The following is a 16,623-nucleotide window of genomic DNA, read 5'->3' as shown; positions in this document are numbered from 1 at the left end:
CCGCTATGACCGGCAAAAACGCCGTTCGATCCCCTGGGTTGTTGCCAAAAGCGTTGAACCGACCGGTTCAAGGTATTGAATGCAAAGCACTTTCAGTTAAAGCGAGAGGCTCTGGTATGCTCCCGGGCATATGGCCAGAGGTGAAACCATGCAATTGATCGATATCGGCGTCAACCTGACCAACGCCAGCTTTGCCACCGACCGACAGGCGGTCCTGCAGCGAGCCCTCGCTGCCGGGGTCGCGCAACTGGTGCTGACCGGCACCGACCTGGCCTGCAGCGAAGAGAGTCTGGCCCTGTGTCTCGAACTCGATGAGTCCGCTCAGCGACTGTTCTGCACCGCCGGTTTCCACCCGCATCACGCCAGCGACTGGAACGCCGACAGCGAAGGCCAGCTCAAGGCCCTGCTGCAGCACGACAGGGTGCGCGCGGTCGGCGAATGCGGGCTGGATTTCAACCGTGACTTCTCGCCCCGCCCCCAGCAGGAAAGCGCCCTGCATGCCCAACTGGCCCTGGCGGCGCAGCTGCAGCGCCCGGTGTTTTTGCATGAGCGCGATGCCAGCGAACGTCTGCTGGGGATCCTGCGTGACTACCGCGACCACTTGCCTGCCGCCGTGGTGCATTGCTTCACCGGTGACAAGCAGGCCCTGTATCGCTACCTCGACCTCGACCTGCATATCGGCATCACCGGCTGGATCTGCGACGAGCGCCGTGGCACTCATTTGCATCCGCTGATGCGCGACATTCCTGAAGGCCGGCTGATGCTGGAAAGCGATGCGCCTTGGCTGCTGCCGCGCAGCCTGCGCCCCAAGCCGAAGAATGGCCGCAACGAGCCGGCATTTCTGCCCGAAGTGCTGCGTGAAGTGGCCCTGCATCGCGGCGAAAGTCCAGAGGCACTGGCCCGCCATACCACGGCCTGTGCCCGGCGCTTTTTCGGGCTGCCGTTGGCCACAGATGAAAGCTGCAGCTTCATTGATGCAGATCAAGCCTCCAAGGACTGACTGAGGCAAGGTGCTATTACCTTGCGATCACCTCTCACGACGAGCAGAAGAAGACCAATCATGGGCTCATGGCTTAGCAACCTCTCATTGAAGTACAAGTTCTGGGCCGTCAACACGGTGGCCTTTTTCACGACACTGATGCTGGTGCTCTACGCCTTGCACCTGGAGCAGCAGACCCGCCAGGAACTGGCGCAGCAGGCTGCGCAAGGCCAGGCCCGTCTGCTGGCGGCCTGGCCCGTCGGCCAGCCGCTGCCAGGCGCCAGCGAGGTCCTCAGCTACACGGCCGGCCAGACCCCGAGCCTGAACGGCCAGCCGCTGCAGGCGCTGGCTTCGGCCAGCGGCTGGGTCGAGCTGAACCAGCCCCTCAAGGACCGCACTCTCTACGGTGCCCAGGTGGTAGCGCGCAGCGATGGCCAGCGCCTGGCGGTCCCGGCCTATGCGCCGAGCATCGAACAATTGCTGTTCGAACGCTTCGTGCAGTATGCGGTGGCGGTGTTCCTGCTCATGGTGCTGATGCTCTGCGCTTCGCAGTTGCTGATCCGCTTCCTGCTCAGCCAGCTCAACGCTCTCAAGGATGTGATGCTGCATGTCGAACGCAGCGGTGACCTGTCGGCGCGGGCGCCGGGCGGCAGCGAAGATGAAGTGGGCCAGATGACCAAGGCCTTCAATGCCATGCAGGCCGGCTACCAGCGCGTGGTCAACACCGTGTCGCAGACCGCCGCGCGGCTCGACCAGGGCGCTGCCAACCTGGCCAGTGGCATGAGCGACGTACGCCGGGGCATGCTCGGCCAGCAGAGCGAAACCGATCAGGTCGCTACCGCGATCAACGAGATGTCGGCGACCGTCCACCACATTGCCCAGCATGCCACCACCACCCGTGACCAGTCGCAGACCGCCGACCGCCTTGCGGGCAGCGGCAAGGAAGTGGTCGACCGCGTTCAGCTGTCCATCTCCGGACTGTCCAGTGGCGTGCAACAGACCGCCGAGATGATCCAGCGCCTGGCCGAAGACAGCCAGAAGATCAGTGGCGTGGTCAGCGTGATCCACAGCATCGCCGAGCAGACCAACCTGCTGGCCCTCAACGCCGCCATCGAGGCGGCACGGGCTGGCGAAATGGGCCAGGGCTTCGCCGTGGTGGCCGATGAAGTGCGTAACCTGGCCAAGCGCGTGCAGACCTCCACCGATGAAATCACCAGCATGATCGGCGACTTGCAGGCCGGTACACGGGACGCCGTGGATTTCATGCAGGACAGCTCGCACAAGGCCGACGACTGCGTCCAGCAGGCGCGCGAAGCGGGCGAAGCCCTGGCCGCGATTGCCGACGCGGTGGCGCAGATGCGCGAAAGCAATACCCAGATCGCGGTGGCCGCCCAGCAGCAGAGCCAGGTGGCCGAAGACATGAACCGTGCAGTGGTGAGCATCCGCGACGTCACTGACCGCACCGTGTCGCAGACCGTCGACTCGGCCAGCACCAGCAGCGACCTGGCGACCCTGGCCGGCGAGCTGAACAAGTCCATTGGCCGCCTGAAACTGTAGAGCGCAGCAAGGCTAAAGCCGCAGCCGCCCGGCCTAACTGACCAGTATTGGCCTTAGCCGCAATACAGGTCAGTTAGGCTGTGGGAGCGAGCTTGCTCGCGAAGGCGGCGTCAACTTCACAGCAAAATCAGCGACTTTGCCAGCTTTTCGCGAGCAAGCTCGCTCCCACAAGCCAGGCGCTTAACGAACCTGTATTGCTATAAGCCCTATAGCCAACCTCGATTCGCCAGCCACTTGCAGTCGACCTAGACTTCACACATCCGACCGCACACGGTACGCGGTCATGTCTTGAAGAGGACTGCAGTATGGCCAAGCGACTTCCCAACCTCCACACCTGGCAATGGCGCGGCTATGCCGCCAACCACCGCAACTCCACCAATCTGGCCTTGCACCTGCTCGCAGTCCCGCTGTTCATTCTGGCGGCCCTGCTGCTGCTCGACGGTGTGTGGTCCTTTAGCTTGACCTCGATCGCCGTAGGCGTCATCGGGCTGATTGCCGCCCTGGGCCTGCAAGGCCATGGGCATCGCCTGGAGCGCCAGCCACCCGAACCGTTCGCCAACCGCAAAGACGCGGTCAGTCGCCTGCTGATGGAACAATTCGTGACCTTTCCGCGCTTTCTGCTCAGCGGTGCCTGGTGGCGCGCCTGGAAGGAACGCCACCGGCATTGACGTCGGGCGCCACAGTCAGTGGCGCCCGCAAGGCTCAGCCGAACACCGTGACGGTCTGTCGGCTGATGGCGATGAGTTCCCCTTCCGGACTGTGCAGCGTGGCAGCGGTGTGTCCGTAGCCGTTATTGGCGTGCTCGACCTCGGCATGGTAGATACACCAGTCATGCGTGGTCAGTGACAGCTGCGGGTGGATGAACTCGATGGTCCAGGTCAGTGAGCTGTGCGGCGCCGGCTTCTTCAGCCAGCCCAGCAGGCCGGGTGGCCAGGCGTCGACCAGTGCCAGCACATGAGCTTCGTTCAGCGGGCCGGGTTGGCAGTCTCGCAGGCGTACATAGCCACCGATGGCCGGCGCCGGAACACCGCTGTAAGGCAGGCCGCCCAGGCCCCAGTGGATTTCCAGATGCTGCAGGAAGTCTGGCATCACACCTTTGACGAATGGCAGCGCGGGGCTCTGCTCTCGCGGCTTGACACCCTCGTAGCACGGCGGCTGGCCGTACAGCACCACCGAATCCCGTGAAACGCCGAAGCTGCCCTGCACCAGCGTCGTTACCTGGCCATTCTGAGAGGCACGCCCCAGCACCTGGGTTACCGACGAGCCCTCACGCAGAATCTCCACGTCGAAGGTGACCGGCACCTCGGGCGCGACCGGCGCGACGAAGGTAATGGCCAGTGAACGCACCTGGCGCGCGGCATCCACCCGGCGGCGCATCGTCTGGTATTGCAAGGCAGCCACCAGGCCGCCGAAGCTGGCCCGTCCTTGGGCCCACTCGGTGGGAATGGTCACGGCTGCCGGATTGTCAGCGGCTGCAGCCAACAGGTCGGTGAAATTCATGCAAGGCTCCGCTTCGTTGTGGTCTGAGGACCGCCACAGCTTAGCCAGCTCGCTTGCAACTGCAAAAAGGCATTTACGCCATTGATGCCGCCTCAGGCCTCGAAACAGGCTTGCCCGAGGCGTTGCAAGGCGATATCCGAGTGCCGCTGCGCTTCTTCGATACCGGACTGCCACAGCGCGACACAGGGCGCCAGGTCTGCATGGCGCTCGGCCAGGGCCAGCCATTGCAGACGGTCGTGCCAATCGCCCAGGGCACCTTGCGCGCGCTTGAGATGAGCCGCCATGCCGGACGGTTGATGGCTGAGCCTTGGATAGACTTCGGCGGCGTAGCGTACCCGCTTGATCAGCAGGCGCAGGTGATGCCGATCATGCTCGGGATCGGCCATCGCCTCGCGCAGCTTGTCCCATTGCTTGTCCAGGCGCTTTCCGATGCGTCTGCGCAGGCCGCGCAAATGCCCTTCGCGCTGCTGCTCGCGCAGCCGTTCAGGGAACTTGCCCAGCCGTTCGAACAGACGCTTGAGTTCCGGGCTCAGGGCCACTTTCGGACAGGTCTGCTGCAGATGCTGGTCACGTGGCCTGGCCAGGCTCTGCCAGCCGTGCGCATTGAGGTATTCGCACAGCACCTGCTGGTCACGCAACGGTGTGGTTACGCGCCCGACCTCCCGCGCCGCGTCTTCCAGTTCGTCGACCCCGTCAATTCCCCGCAAGGGTCGCAACACGCTGCGCAGACGACGTACCGTGGTACGCAGGTCGTGCAAGGCCTCGCTGTCAGTGGAAACCGCCAGGCGTGCCTGGCAGGCAAACAGGCGCACTTCCAGCGCCAGGACTTCGGCAATCAGATGCCCCACCATCGATGTCATGATCTACCCCCGCTCAGGATTCTGTGGTCTTGCCAGCAGCCCGTCGCCATGGCAATTGACGACGCACATCCTTGAGCGCGCGGCGCAGGCCGTGCAACGAGCTGGCAGGCGCGGCGTAGCGCAACGCCACGAATTGTCCGGTGAACGCCGTTATGGCGCCGGCCTGCCTTGGAAAATGACGAGCCGCCCGCTCGCCGAATGCCTGGGCCCCCTCGCCCGGCAGGCGTTGCAGTCCGTGCTGCGCCAACAAGCGTTCGAACGTATTGAACAGCCGAAGTTGCGCGTCGCTTTCACGCAGCCACGGTTTGAACAGCCACAGCGCGGCCAGCCCCAGGCTCAGCAGCAAGCCGCCCAGAAAGGCCAGCGCCTGCCAACCGGAAAACCAGCGGTCGAGTATCTGCAACTGCTGCTGCCCCTGGTAGCCCAGCACCCAGCGCTGCCAGCTGTAGTTGAGATTGTCCCAGCTCAGACGCAGCGCGTTGACCCACGGCACGTGGCGATAGCGCAGCACCGACATCGGGGCATCGGCCAGGAAGGCTTCGTCGGCGGCCAGGGCCTGCTCCAGGCCTTGCTCGATGCGCAACGGCGCTACGGCGGCAGTCGGGTCGACGCTCAGCCAGCCACGCCCCGGCTGCCAGTATTCGACCCAGGCATGCGCGTCGAACTGGCGTATGGTCAGGTACTCGCCTTCGGGATTGAGTTCGCCGCCCTGGTAGCCGGCCACTACACGCGCCGGGATACCGGCGGCGCGCAGCACGAAGACCATGGCGCCGGCATAGTGGGCGCAGAAGCCCTGGCGGCTGTTGAACAGAAAATCATCGACACTGTCCGGCCCCAGCACCGGCGGTTTGAGGGTATAGCGGTAAGGCGGCTGGCGGAAGGTGTCGAGCAGCGCCCCGACCAGTCGGTCGGCTTGCGGGTAGCGTCGATGCAGGTCAGCCGCCCATTGGCGCGCCTGCGGGTTGCCCCGCGCCGGCAGTTGCAGCGCCTGATGCTGCACGCCCTCCCCCGGCTGCAGGTCGCGCACGGCTTCAGGCCAGGACTTCACGTTGTACATCAGCGACTGACTCACCGGGCGGCGGCGCTGCAGACGAAAGTCGCCCATCAGGCGTACGTCAGGCTGATCGGTCTGGGCCACGTCGAGGCTCGGCAGCCAGGGCTTGCCACTGGGCTCCATGACAATGCTGTAGGCCAGCGGCGCGCCGTCCTTTTGCCAGTCGGGAAACTGCACACTCTGCGTCTGCGGTGACTGCGACCAGCGCCGGCCATCGAACAGGTCGAGGGTCAGGCTACGCCAGTACAGACGCTCGCGTGGCGGCAGGTCGCCCTCGAAGCTGGCACGGAATACCAGCGCCGAGGAACGTCCCAGCTCGGCGATATCCCCCGGCGACATGCTGTCGGAAAGCCCGGTAAGGCCCTTGTTGCTGGGCTGCGGCAACGACCACAGCGGGTCCAGGCGCGGAAAGAACAGAAACAGCACCAGCATCAGCGGCACCGCCTGTACAACCAGCTTCACCGCCAGGCGCAGCGAGGCGGCCGGGTGGCCGCTGGGGTCGCTGCGCTGCAGGCCGATCATCGCCGCCAGCAGCGTAGTCACCGGCAGCAGGGTGAACAGCGCCCAGCCCAGGGCACTCTCGAACAGGTAGCCCACCAGCACGCAGAAAAAGCCCAGGAAGATCAGCACCTGGGCATCACGGTGGCTGTGCATCTCCAGCATCTTCAGTACGAAGGCGGCGATCAGCAGCGCCGCGCCGGCTTCCAACCCCACCAGGCTGCCCCGCGCCAGGTACACTCCGCCGGCGGTGCCGACCATCAGGGCGGCCTTGACCCAGGTGCCCGGGATGCGCGCACGCATGCGAAAAATCTGGATGCGCCACAGCGTGCAGACCAGCCACAGGCCCACCAGCGGCACGGGAATGTGCGGGATGAAAGGGACGATGATCAGCGCCTGGGCCAGCAATAGCCAGGTCAGTGCGGTGCGCGTGATGGGCCGGCCCAGCTCGGCGGCGCTGCCGTTCATGGGCGCACGCCGTACAGCGCCAGGGCGCGCAGGCAAGTGTCGCGGTGGCCCTCGCCGCTGTCGGCGGCCACCTCGTAACCCGGCAGGCGCAGGGCAAAGGGTTGCTGGCGCTGGGAAAGCTCCAGCACCCAGTAGCACAGGCGCGACAGGCGCTCTTCGATATCACCGGCCATGGCCATGAAGTCCAGGCACAGGTCGTGGCCGCTCAGGTCACTGAATTCCTTGACCAGCAACCCCTGCCCCCGCGACCAGGCCTTCCAGTGCAGGCGCCGCAGGTTGTCACCCGGCACGTAATTACACAAACCCTGGTAGTCGTCCACCCCCTGGCCACGGGTCAGTTGCCCATCGTCTTCGGCGTGCGGCTGCACCCCGGCCAACAGCGGTATGCGCCCGGCCACCGGTTGCGGATAGATGAGCACGCTTTGCTCCAGGTCCAGCCAGCTCCAGGCGCGCAGCAGGCCCAGCGGGAACACGCTTTCGACACGGATACGCGGCGCCTTCAGCCAACCACGGGCTTGTGATGGCAGCGCCAGCTCCAGCTCGCTGTGACCGTTGCTGGCCACGTCGCGGCACTGCAGTTGCTCGCGGCTCCAGCCCACGCCAATGGCCTGGTGCGACTGGCCGGTGCTGTCCAGACGCAGGCGCAGCAGCACGGTCTCACCGACGAACACCGCGCGTGTCGCGCTGGCACTGAGCACCAGCGCACTGAGATTACGGTAGGTGTGCAGGATGGCAAGCACGCCCAACGACAGCAGCAGAAAGGTCAATGCATAGGCCAAGCTGTTCTGGTAGTTGATCGAGGCCAACAGCATCAGCACCAATACCAGGGCGAACGCCGCGCCGCTGCGCGTAGGCAGGATGAAGATGCGCCGGTGGTCGAGCACCACCCGGGGCGCCGCCGGAATACGGCGGGCCAGCCAGCGATGCCAGAACGGCTTGAAGGGGCCGATCACAGCACCGGCACCTCGCGCAGCAACCACTGCACCAGGGCGTTGCCACCATGCCCGGTGGGGTCGCTGCGCTCACGCAGGCGATGGCCGACCACCGCAGGCAGAATGGCCTGGACGTCTTCGGGAATGACATAGTCGCGATTGAGCAGCAGCGCCCAGGCCCTGGCCGCCGCCAGGATCGCCAGGCTGGCGCGGGGCGACAGGCCAAAGGCGAACTGCGGCTGGCTGCGGGTGGCCTCGACCAGACGCAGCACGTAGTCGACCAGCGCATCGCTGGCCCGCACCTGACGTGCCTGGGCCTGCAGCAGGCCCAGCTCGGCATGGTTGAGCAGCGCCTGCACCTGGGGCAGCAAGACGCGGCGTGACTGGCCAAGCAGCAAGGCGCGCTCTGCCGAACGCGACGGGTAACCCATGGAGATGCGCATCAGGAAGCGGTCGAGTTGCGATTCCGGCAAGGCGAACGTACCGCCGGAGCTGAACGGGTTCTGAGTGGCAATGACGAAGAACGGATCGGGCAGCAGACGCGTGGCGCCCTCGATCGACACCTGCCCTTCTTCCATGGCTTCGAGCAGCGCGCTCTGGCTCTTGGGCGTGGCGCGGTTGATTTCATCAGCCAGCACCAGCTCGGTGAAGATCGGCCCCGGGTGGAAGGTGAACTGCCCGGTTTCGCGATCGAATACCGAAGTGCCGAGGATGTCCCCCGGCAACAGGTCGGAAGTGAACTGAATGCGCTGGTAACTCAGGCCCAGTACCCGGGCCAGGGTATGGCTGAGCGTGGTCTTGCCCATGCCGGGCAAGTCCTCGATCAACAGATGACCGCCGGCCAGCAGGCAGGTCATGGCCAGGCGTACCTGCGCTTCCTTGCCCAGCACGATTTCGTTGATCGCACTGAGGCATGCATCCAGTGTTCTGCCCATTACCCAGCCTCTCTCGACATCTGCTCGTGGCCATTACAATGCCACAGGTGAGCACGCTATAGAGTTAGCGTAGGCGCTTTCCTCGCAGAACGGGGCTCGCTGGCCAAGCTTTTGCGTGACGCACCGATCAACGACCGGCGCGCGACTCGCGAATGTAGAAGCGGGCCTTCTCGGCTTTCTGGGTGCAGCCTTCGAAACCTTCGAACTGCTGCTGGGTCTTCGCCGCGGTGAGCAGCGACAGCGCCTTGGAGTAACTGACCGTGCCGGCGAAGCCTTCGGCCTTGGCCAGATCGAGTTCATGCCAGGCTGCATCGAGTTCGGTGCCGCAGCTGGCCCGATAGTTGGTCTTGCCGGCACAGCCCGCAAGCGCCACCATGACCAGGGGCAGACAGATCCAGGCTTTCATGGGAATGGTTCCTCGAAGAGAATTGGGGGTAACGGCTTTGACGGTGCATTGCCGCGAAAGTGCCATGACGACCGGCGTTTCACCCCAGTTTTTTCTCGCCCCCGGCTTGCGATGCCCTCACATCAATCCGCACAAGGAACCTGGCAATGAGCAAACGAATAGCACTGGTCCTGGGCTCGGGCGGTGCACGGGGTTATGCGCACATCGGCGTGATCGAAGAACTGGAACGGCGCGGCTACCAGATCGCCTGCATCGCCGGCTGCTCGATGGGCGCAGTGGTCGGCGGCATCTACGCCGCGGGGCGCTTGCCGCACTACCGCCAGTGGATCGAGAGCCTGGACTACCTCGACGTGCTGCGCCTGGTGGATGTGAGCTTTCGCCTGGGAGCGATCCGTGGCGAAAAGGTGTTCGGCCAGATCCGCGAGATCGTCGGCGAGATCAACATCGAGGACCTGGCGATTCCCTACACGGCGGTGGCCACCGACCTCACCAACCAGCAGGAAATCTGGTTCCAGGAAGGCTGCCTGCACCAGGCCATGCGGGCCTCGGCGGCCATCCCCAGTCTGTTCACCCCAGTGCTGCAGGGCTCGCGCATGCTGGTCGACGGCGGGCTGCTCAACCCGCTGCCCATCGTGCCGGTGGTGTCCAGCCATTGCGACCTGATCGTCGCCGTCAACCTCAACGCCTCGCACCAGCAGCACTACAGCCTGCCGGTGATCGAACGTCCGCCGGCGGTGAAGAAGCGCTTCGACCTGCTGCTCGACTCGCTGGGCTCGCGCCTGCCGTTCCGGCGCAAGCTGGCCGGTGAAGACGACACGCTGTTGCCCACCCCGCAACCGCCCAACCCCTGGCTGACCGAAACCAGTGCCGACCCTCAGGGCCAGCAGCCCGCCGCCGCGCCCCAGGCGCCAGGCGCGCCGAAATCTGCCACCGGCACGGTGATCGTCGACAACGTCGGCCCGGCCTCGCTGCTGGACCTGATCAACCAGAGTTTCGAGGTGATGCAGACCTCCCTGGCGCAGTACAAGATCGCCGGTTACCCGCCGGATATCCTCATCAACGTGCCCAAGCGGGTGTGCCGCTTCTTCGAGTTCTACAAGGCCCCGGAACTGATCGCCCTGGGTCGCGAAATCGCCCGCGACACCCTGGACCGTTATGAAGGCGAAGGGCGCTGAGCCGCGCGGCACAGCAAGGCTGGGTGACAGTGGCTTGAGCCGCGCCTTTCAGGCCTCGGCGGCGGCCAGGCGGTAGCCGACGCCGGCCTCGGTGATGATGTAGCGCGGCGCAGTCGGGTCGTCGGCCAGCTTCTGGCGCAGGTGGCCGATGACGATGCGCAGGTAGTGGGTGTCCTGGGTGTGGGTCGGCCCCCAGACCTCACGCAACAGGTGCTGCTGGGTAATCACCCGCCCAGGGTGGCGAGCCAGTTCGGCCAGCACCGCGTATTCCTTGCGGGTCAGGGCCACGTCCTGCGCATTGAGCTGCACCCGGCGGCTGGCCAGGTCGATGTGCAAGGCGCCCAGCTGCAGGGCCGCCGCTGCCGGCTGGCCCTCGGGCCGCTGGCGCAGCAGGGCGCGGACCCTGGCGAGGAACTCCTGGATACCGAAGGGCTTGGTCACGTAGTCGTTGGCGCCGCCGTCCAGGGCCTGGACCTTCTGCGCCTCGCTGGCGCGCACCGAGAGCACCATCACCGGCACATGCAGCCATTCGCGCAGTTCCACCAGCAACTGCTGGCCGTCCATGTCCGGCAGGCCCAGGTCGAGCACCACCAGGTCGGGGCGATTCAGCGCCGCCTGGTTCAGACCTTCGGCGCCATTGGCCGCCTCCAGCACCTTGTAGCCCTGAGATGCCAGGCTGATGCGCAGGAACTTGCGGATCTGCGGTTCGTCATCGATGACGAGAATGGTCGAAGTCTGGCTCATGATTGCCCTGCGCAAATGTGCATTACCCTACCTCATTCCACTTCACCTTGCGGCTGCGTCGGCAACGGCAGGTGCAAGGTCATGCAGGTGCCCTGCCCGTCCAGCCCCTCGCCGACGCTGACCCGCCCGCCATGCGCACCGACCATGCCCTGGCAGATCGCCAGACCCAGGCCGGTGCCCTGCCCGCCCCGGTCGCCGCGTGCGGCGGTGTAGAACATGTCGAAGATCTTGCTGCGCTCGGCCTCGGGAATGCCCGGCCCCTGGTCGCTCACCGCCAGGCGCAGTTCACTGTCCTGCGCCTCGGCCTGCATCAGCAACCGCCCGCCGGGCGGCGAGAAGCGCGCGGCGTTCTCCAGCACGTTGACCAGCGCCTGCTCGATCAACGCCGCGTGCACGTACAGCAAGGGCAAGCCATCGGCGACCTGCACCTCCACCTGCAGCGGTGCAAGCACCGCACGCAGGCGGTTCAGCGCACTGCCGACGAGGTCCGCCGGCGCCACCCAGTCGCGTGCCAGCTTCAGCGAACCGTGGCCCAGACGGGTCATGTCCAGCAGGTTCTGGATGTAGCGGTCCAGGCGCTCGGCCTCATCGCGAGTGCCTTCCAGCAGCTCGCGGCGGTCGTCCACGCCAATCGCCTCGCCCAGTGCCAGCAAGCTGTCGATGCTGCCGCGCATGGCGGTCAGCGGTGTGCGCAGGTCGTGGGACACCGAGGCCAGCAAGGCGCTGCGTAATTGCTCGGTCTCGCCATGCAGGCGCGCCGACTCCAGGTCCTGGGCCAGCTGCGCGCGAGCCAGGGCCTGGGCCAGCGGCTGACACAGGGCGCTCAGCAAGCGCCGCTGCTCGGCACTGACCCCCTGGCCGTTGCGCGGGCATACACCGAGCAGTGCCAGCGGGCCTTCCTCGGCCGACACCGGGCACCACCACCAGCGTCCTGACGGCAAGGTCCCGGTGCCGCGCCCGGCCGGCTGGTCATGCTCCCAGGCCCAGTCCGCCGCCACGCGTTCGGCGTCGGAAAACGCCAGCGGCCCGCCCACCTCCACCGTCCAGGCCCCCTCGGCGTCGCGTCCGAGCAGGCACATCTGCTGGTGCGGCGAGCCGCCCAGGTGCTGCCCGGCGGCGTTGAGCACGGCCTGACGGTCCGTGGCTGCGGTGAGCTTGCGCGACAGGTCGAGCAAGGTGCTGGTTTCTTCCTGCGTGGCACGCAACGCCTTGAACTGGCGGCGCTGGCGGCTGGCGAGCTGGCCGGTAAGCGCTGCCATTAACAGGAAGAACGCCAGGGTCAGCACGTCTTCTTCGCGCTGGATGCTCAGGGAGAAGTTCGGCGGTATGAACAGAAAATCGTAGGCCAGGAACGACAACGCGGCGCAGGCCAGCGCCGGCCCTACGCTGCTGCGCACCGCCACCAGCAGCACCGCCATGAGGAAGATCAGCGAGATGTTCGGCAACGCCAACCAGCCGGAAATCGCCCAGGCTGCCGCGCTGGCCAGAACGGTGGCAAGCACCGCCAAGGCATAGTCGAACCCCCGTGACGGCAGCCCGACGCGGCGGCGCGGGCGGGTTGGCGAGGTGTCGCTGTCGAGTACGCTGATTTCCAGGCCATGGGCCTCGCGCAACAGCCGTTCGGCCACCCCGCCACCGCTCAGCCGGCGCCGCCAGCGGTGCCGCGACTGGCCGACCAGCACCACGCTGGCGCGGCGCTCCTCGGCATGTTGCAACAGGGTACGCGCCACTTCCCCGGCACGCAGGGTCACCACTTCGCCGCCCAGGCGCTCGGCCAATTGCTGGGCGCTTTGCAGGTAGGCCCGGCCCTGCTCGTCCAGCGGCCGGTCAGCATCCACATGCACCAGGCTCCAGGGCAGATGACGACGCTGCGCGACGCGGCTGGCATGGCGCACCAGCAGGTCGGCCTGGGCATCTCCATCCACCCCCACCAGCAGGCGCCCCCGCAGCGCCGGGGCGGTCTGCCCCAACTGCCGGTAGCCCTGGGCCAGGTCGTTGTCCACCTGCGCCGCGGCGGTCTGCATCGCCAGCTCGCGCAGTGCGGTGAGGTTGGTCTGGCTGAAAAACGCGTCGATGGCGGCGCGGGCCTGCTCCGGCACGTAGACCTTGCCGTCGCGCAGGCGCTCCAGCAGCTCGCGGGGTGGCAGGTCGATCAGCACCAGCTCGAAGGCTTCCTGCAGCACCCAGTCGGGCAGGGTTTCACGCACCTGCACGCCGGTGATGGCACGAACCTGGTCGTTGAGGCTCTCCAGATGCTGAACGTTGACCGTGGTGTACACGTCGATGCCGGCGGCCAGCAGTTCCTGGACGTCCTGCCAGCGCTTGGCGTGGCGGCTGCCGGGCGCGTTGCTGTGCGCCAGTTCGTCGACCAGCGCCAGATCGGGCGCGGCCTGCAGCAGCCCATCGAGGTCCATTTCCTCCAAGGTCATGCCCCGGTACTGGCTGCGCAGCAACGGCCACTGCGGCAGGCCGCCCAGCAAGGCTTCGGTTTCCGCCCGACCATGGGTTTCCACCACGGCGGCGAGCACCTTCACACCCTGGCGCAACTGGCCGTGGGCGGCCTGCAGCATGGCGTAGGTCTTGCCAACCCCCGGCGCGGCGCCAAGGAAGACTTTCAGGCGCCCACGGCCTTCGCGGGGCAATTGGGCCAGGATGGCATCGGCTCGGCCGGAATCACTCACAGGATGCTCGCTCGATCAGGGAGAAATGGACAGTCGCGGCGCAAACCGCTCCCAGCGGAAGCGGCCAGCCGAGATTACCGGTTTGCTGCTGTGGTTTCAGCTTCCAGGCTGCGGTTCAGGGCCAGGACGTTGACCACCGGCGGGCCGAACAGCGGCCGTTCGGTGTTCGCCTCGATCAGGCTGCGCACCTGCCCTTCCGGCAGTTGCCGGGCGGCGGCGACGCGTTTGGCCTGCCAATAGGCGGCCTCCGGCGGCAGGTGCGGGTCCAGGCCGCTGCCAGAGGTGGTCAGCAGGGCCAGCGGCACATCGCCCGACCCTTGCGCCTTGAGGCGCGCGCTATCCGCTGCGATGCGGCTGGCCAGTGCCGGGTTACCCGGCGACAGGTTGCTGGCGCTGCTGGACACGGTGGCGAAGGCGCCGGCCGACGGGCGTGGCTGGAACCACTGTGCGCCGTCGAAGCCTTGGGCAATCAGTTGTGAGCCACGTACCCGGCCCTGGGCATCACGCACCAGGCTGCCGTCGGCCTGTTCGGCGAACGCCAGTTGTGCCACGCCGGTCACGGCCAGCGGATAGGCCACGCCGGTGGCCAGGGTCATCAACACCAGCATGCTCAGGGCGGGACGAAGGATTGCGTTCATGGGTGATCCTCTTGATTCGATTGATTCGCGCTGATAGGGAGCGGTGTGCGCCATGCGCGGCTGCAGCCGCTCCTGCCCGGTTCGCCGGGCTGAACCCTTGCCCTACACCAGCTTCAGGGCGACCAGCAGCAGGTCGATCAGCTTGATGCCAATGAACGGCACCACCAGCCCGCCCAGACCGTAGATCAGCAGGTTGCGGCGCAGCAGGTGCGCGGCACTCGCGGCCTGCACCCGCACCCCACGCAGGGCCAGGGGGATCAGCACGACGATGATCAGCGCGTTGAACACGATGGCCGAGACAATGGCGCTCTGCGGGCTGGCCAGGTGCATCACGTTGAGCACCGCCAGTTGCGGGTAGATGGCGGCGAACAGCGCCGGCAGCACGGCGAAGTATTTGGCCACGTCGTTGGCGATGGAAAAGGTGGTCAGCGCGCCACGGGTCACCAGCAGTTCCTTGCCGACCTGCACCACGTCCAGCAGCTTGGTCGGGTCGCTGTCCAGGTCGACCATGTTGGCGGCCTCGCGAGCGGCCTGGGTGCCGTCGTTCATGGCCACGCCCACGTCAGCCTGGGCCAGCGCCGGGGCATCGTTGGCCCCGTCGCCGCACATCGCCACCAGGCGCCCCTGAGCCTGCTCGTAGCGGATGCGTTCGAGTTTCTTCTCCGGCGTGGCTTCGGCGATCACGTCATCCACCCCGGCCTCGGCGGCGATGGCCGCAGCGGTCAGCGGGTTGTCGCCGGTGACCATCACGGTGCGGATGCCCAGCTTGCGCAGCTCTTCGAAGCGCTCGCGAATGCCCGGCTTGACCACGTCCTTGAGGTGAATGGCGCCCAACAGGCGGCCTTCGCCACACAGCAGCAGCGGCGTGCCGCCCGACTTGGCGATGCGCTCGACCTCGCGGGCCAGGGGCACGGGCAGGTCTTCGCGGGTCTGGCCGAGGAACATCAGCAGCGAGTCCACCGCGCCCTTGCGATACACCTTGCCCTGGTAGTCGACACCCGACAGGCGCGTCTCGGCGCTGAACGGCACGCCGACGATCTCGTGCGCGGCCGGCTCCTGCAGCGGGTGCAGGTTGCGCAGGTAGTCGACGATCGACTTGCCTTCGGCGGTGTCGTCGGTCAGCGAGGCCAGCAGGCCGGCCTGGGCCAGTTGCTGGGCGGTCACGCCCGGTGCCGCGTACAGGCCGGCACAACGACGGTTGCCGAAGGTGATGGTGCCGGTCTTGTCGAGCAGCAGCACGTGCACGTCACCGGCCGCCTCCACCGCCCGCCCGGAGCGGGCGATGACGTTGAGGCGCACCAGGCGATCCATGCCGGCGATGCCGATGGCCGACAGCAGGCCACCGATGGTGGTGGGAATCAAGGTGACCAGCAGCGCCACCAGAAACACCAGCGGCAGGCTGCCACCGGCGAAATGCGCAAACGGCTGCAAGGTCATGACCACCAGCAGGAAGATCAGGGTCAGGCCGATCAGCAGGATGTCCAGGGCGATTTCGTTAGGCGTTTTCTGGCGCTTGGCGCCTTCGACCAGGGCGATCATGCGGTCCAGGGTCGACTCGCCAGGGTTGGCGCCGATGCGGATCAGCAGCCAGTCGGAAACCAGCCGGGTATTGCCGGTGACCGCCGAGCGGTCGCCGCCGGACTCGCGGATCACCGGTGCCGATTCACCGGTGATCGCCGCCTCGTTGACCGCCGCGATGCCCTCGATGACCTCGCCGTCGCCGGGGATCATCTCGCCGGCCTCGACGCGCACCACGTCGCCCTTGCGCAGGCTCTGCGCATCGACCATGCGGAACTGGCCCTGCTCGTCACACAGACGCGCCTTGAGCCCTTCGCTGCCGGCCTTGAGGCTGTCGGCCCGCGCCTTGCCCCGCCCCTCGGCCAGGGCCTCGGCGAAGTTGGCGAACAGTACGGTGAACCACAGCCACAGGGCGATCTGCAGCGCCACGCTGGTCGGCACCCCGGCTTCGGGTACCAGGCACAGCACGGTGGTGAGGATGGCGGTCAGTTCCACCACCAGCATCACCGGCGAGCGCACCAGCTGGCGCGGATCGAGCTTGACGAAGGCTTGCACCAGCGCCGGGCGCCACAGCGCGGCCAGGCCGGTGGCGGCCGGTTCGGCAGGCGCACGCGCCTGCTGGGTTTTATCGGCGAGCATGTTCATGTCAGTGCTACCTGATTCGGATTCGATGAGTGA

The 16,623-nt window shown here is 66.5% G+C and carries 14 protein-coding genes; 4 read left to right on the top strand and 10 right to left on the bottom strand.

The window, feature by feature from the left end; all coding sequences use genetic code 11:
- The first annotated feature begins 148 nt into the window (after positions 1-148).
- The 3 genes from QZ497_RS12145 (at position 149) to QZ497_RS12135 (ending at position 3,204) form a co-directional block, all read left to right on the top strand.
- On the top strand, positions 149-1,000 hold the full coding sequence (locus tag QZ497_RS12145) for a TatD family hydrolase (protein ID WP_295474972.1): 852 nt from the start codon (positions 149-151) through the stop codon (positions 998-1,000).
- 60 nt (positions 1,001-1,060) lie between these two features.
- Positions 1,061-2,536, top strand: coding sequence for a methyl-accepting chemotaxis protein (locus QZ497_RS12140; protein ID WP_295474969.1), 1,476 nt, complete (start codon positions 1,061-1,063; stop codon positions 2,534-2,536).
- A 305-nt stretch (positions 2,537-2,841) separates the two neighbouring features.
- Positions 2,842-3,204: an Mpo1-like protein gene (locus QZ497_RS12135; RefSeq protein WP_295474966.1), complete on the top strand. Its 363-nt coding sequence runs from the start codon at positions 2,842-2,844 to the stop codon at positions 3,202-3,204.
- 34 nt (positions 3,205-3,238) lie between these two features.
- Here the strand turns inward: QZ497_RS12135 and QZ497_RS12130 are convergent, their stop codons facing one another.
- From QZ497_RS12130 to QZ497_RS12105, 6 genes are all read right to left on the bottom strand, one after another.
- Entirely contained in the window at positions 3,239-4,036 is a 798-nt protein-coding gene (locus tag QZ497_RS12130; RefSeq protein ID WP_295474963.1) for a thioesterase family protein, read from the bottom strand.
- 92 nt (positions 4,037-4,128) lie between these two features.
- Entirely contained in the window at positions 4,129-4,887 is a 759-nt protein-coding gene (locus QZ497_RS12125; RefSeq protein ID WP_295475106.1) for a CHAD domain-containing protein, read from the bottom strand.
- 22 nt (positions 4,888-4,909) lie between these two features.
- Positions 4,910-6,916, bottom strand: a complete 2,007-nt coding sequence (locus tag QZ497_RS12120; protein WP_295474960.1) for a DUF3488 and transglutaminase-like domain-containing protein — start codon at positions 6,914-6,916, stop codon at positions 4,910-4,912.
- Positions 6,913-7,896 (bottom strand): DUF58 domain-containing protein, encoded by a 984-nt coding sequence (locus tag QZ497_RS12115; RefSeq protein ID WP_295474957.1) that lies wholly within the window; start codon positions 7,894-7,896, stop codon positions 6,913-6,915. The genes QZ497_RS12120 and QZ497_RS12115 overlap by 4 nt, the downstream gene beginning before the upstream one ends.
- On the bottom strand, positions 7,866-8,783 hold the full coding sequence (locus QZ497_RS12110; RefSeq protein ID WP_295474956.1) for an AAA family ATPase: 918 nt from the start codon (positions 8,781-8,783) through the stop codon (positions 7,866-7,868). The genes QZ497_RS12115 and QZ497_RS12110 overlap by 31 nt, the downstream gene beginning before the upstream one ends.
- Before the next feature lie 127 nt (positions 8,784-8,910).
- Entirely contained in the window at positions 8,911-9,189 is a 279-nt protein-coding gene (locus QZ497_RS12105) for a hypothetical protein (protein WP_295474954.1), read from the bottom strand.
- A 146-nt stretch (positions 9,190-9,335) separates the two neighbouring features.
- Here QZ497_RS12105 and QZ497_RS12100 point away from each other — a divergent pair, with 146 nt between their 5' ends.
- Positions 9,336-10,364 (top strand): patatin-like phospholipase family protein, encoded by a 1,029-nt coding sequence (locus QZ497_RS12100; RefSeq protein WP_295474952.1) that lies wholly within the window; start codon positions 9,336-9,338, stop codon positions 10,362-10,364.
- Positions 10,365-10,412: 48 nt separating this feature from the next.
- Here QZ497_RS12100 and QZ497_RS12095 read toward each other — a convergent pair whose 3' ends face one another.
- The 4 genes from QZ497_RS12095 to kdpB all read right to left on the bottom strand — a co-directional run bounded on the left by QZ497_RS12095 (position 10,413) and on the right by kdpB (position 16,590).
- Entirely contained in the window at positions 10,413-11,108 is a 696-nt protein-coding gene (locus tag QZ497_RS12095; RefSeq protein ID WP_295474949.1) for a response regulator, read from the bottom strand.
- A gap of 32 nt (positions 11,109-11,140) precedes the next feature.
- Entirely contained in the window at positions 11,141-13,789 is a 2,649-nt protein-coding gene (locus tag QZ497_RS12090; RefSeq protein ID WP_295474946.1) for a sensor histidine kinase KdpD, read from the bottom strand.
- Positions 13,790-13,863: 74 nt separating this feature from the next.
- Positions 13,864-14,427, bottom strand: coding sequence for a potassium-transporting ATPase subunit KdpC (gene kdpC, locus QZ497_RS12085; protein WP_295474943.1), 564 nt, complete (start codon positions 14,425-14,427; stop codon positions 13,864-13,866).
- Positions 14,428-14,529: 102 nt separating this feature from the next.
- Entirely contained in the window at positions 14,530-16,590 is a 2,061-nt protein-coding gene (kdpB, locus tag QZ497_RS12080) for a potassium-transporting ATPase subunit KdpB (RefSeq protein WP_295474940.1), read from the bottom strand.
- Between the last annotated feature and the right edge of the window lie 33 nt (positions 16,591-16,623).

Source organism: uncultured Pseudomonas sp. (genome assembly GCF_913777995.1).
In the GTDB taxonomy this organism is placed as follows: Bacteria; Pseudomonadota; Gammaproteobacteria; order Pseudomonadales; family Pseudomonadaceae; genus Aquipseudomonas.
Note: the sequence above shows the minus strand (reverse complement) of the source record. Positions and strands in the feature narration are given on the sequence as shown.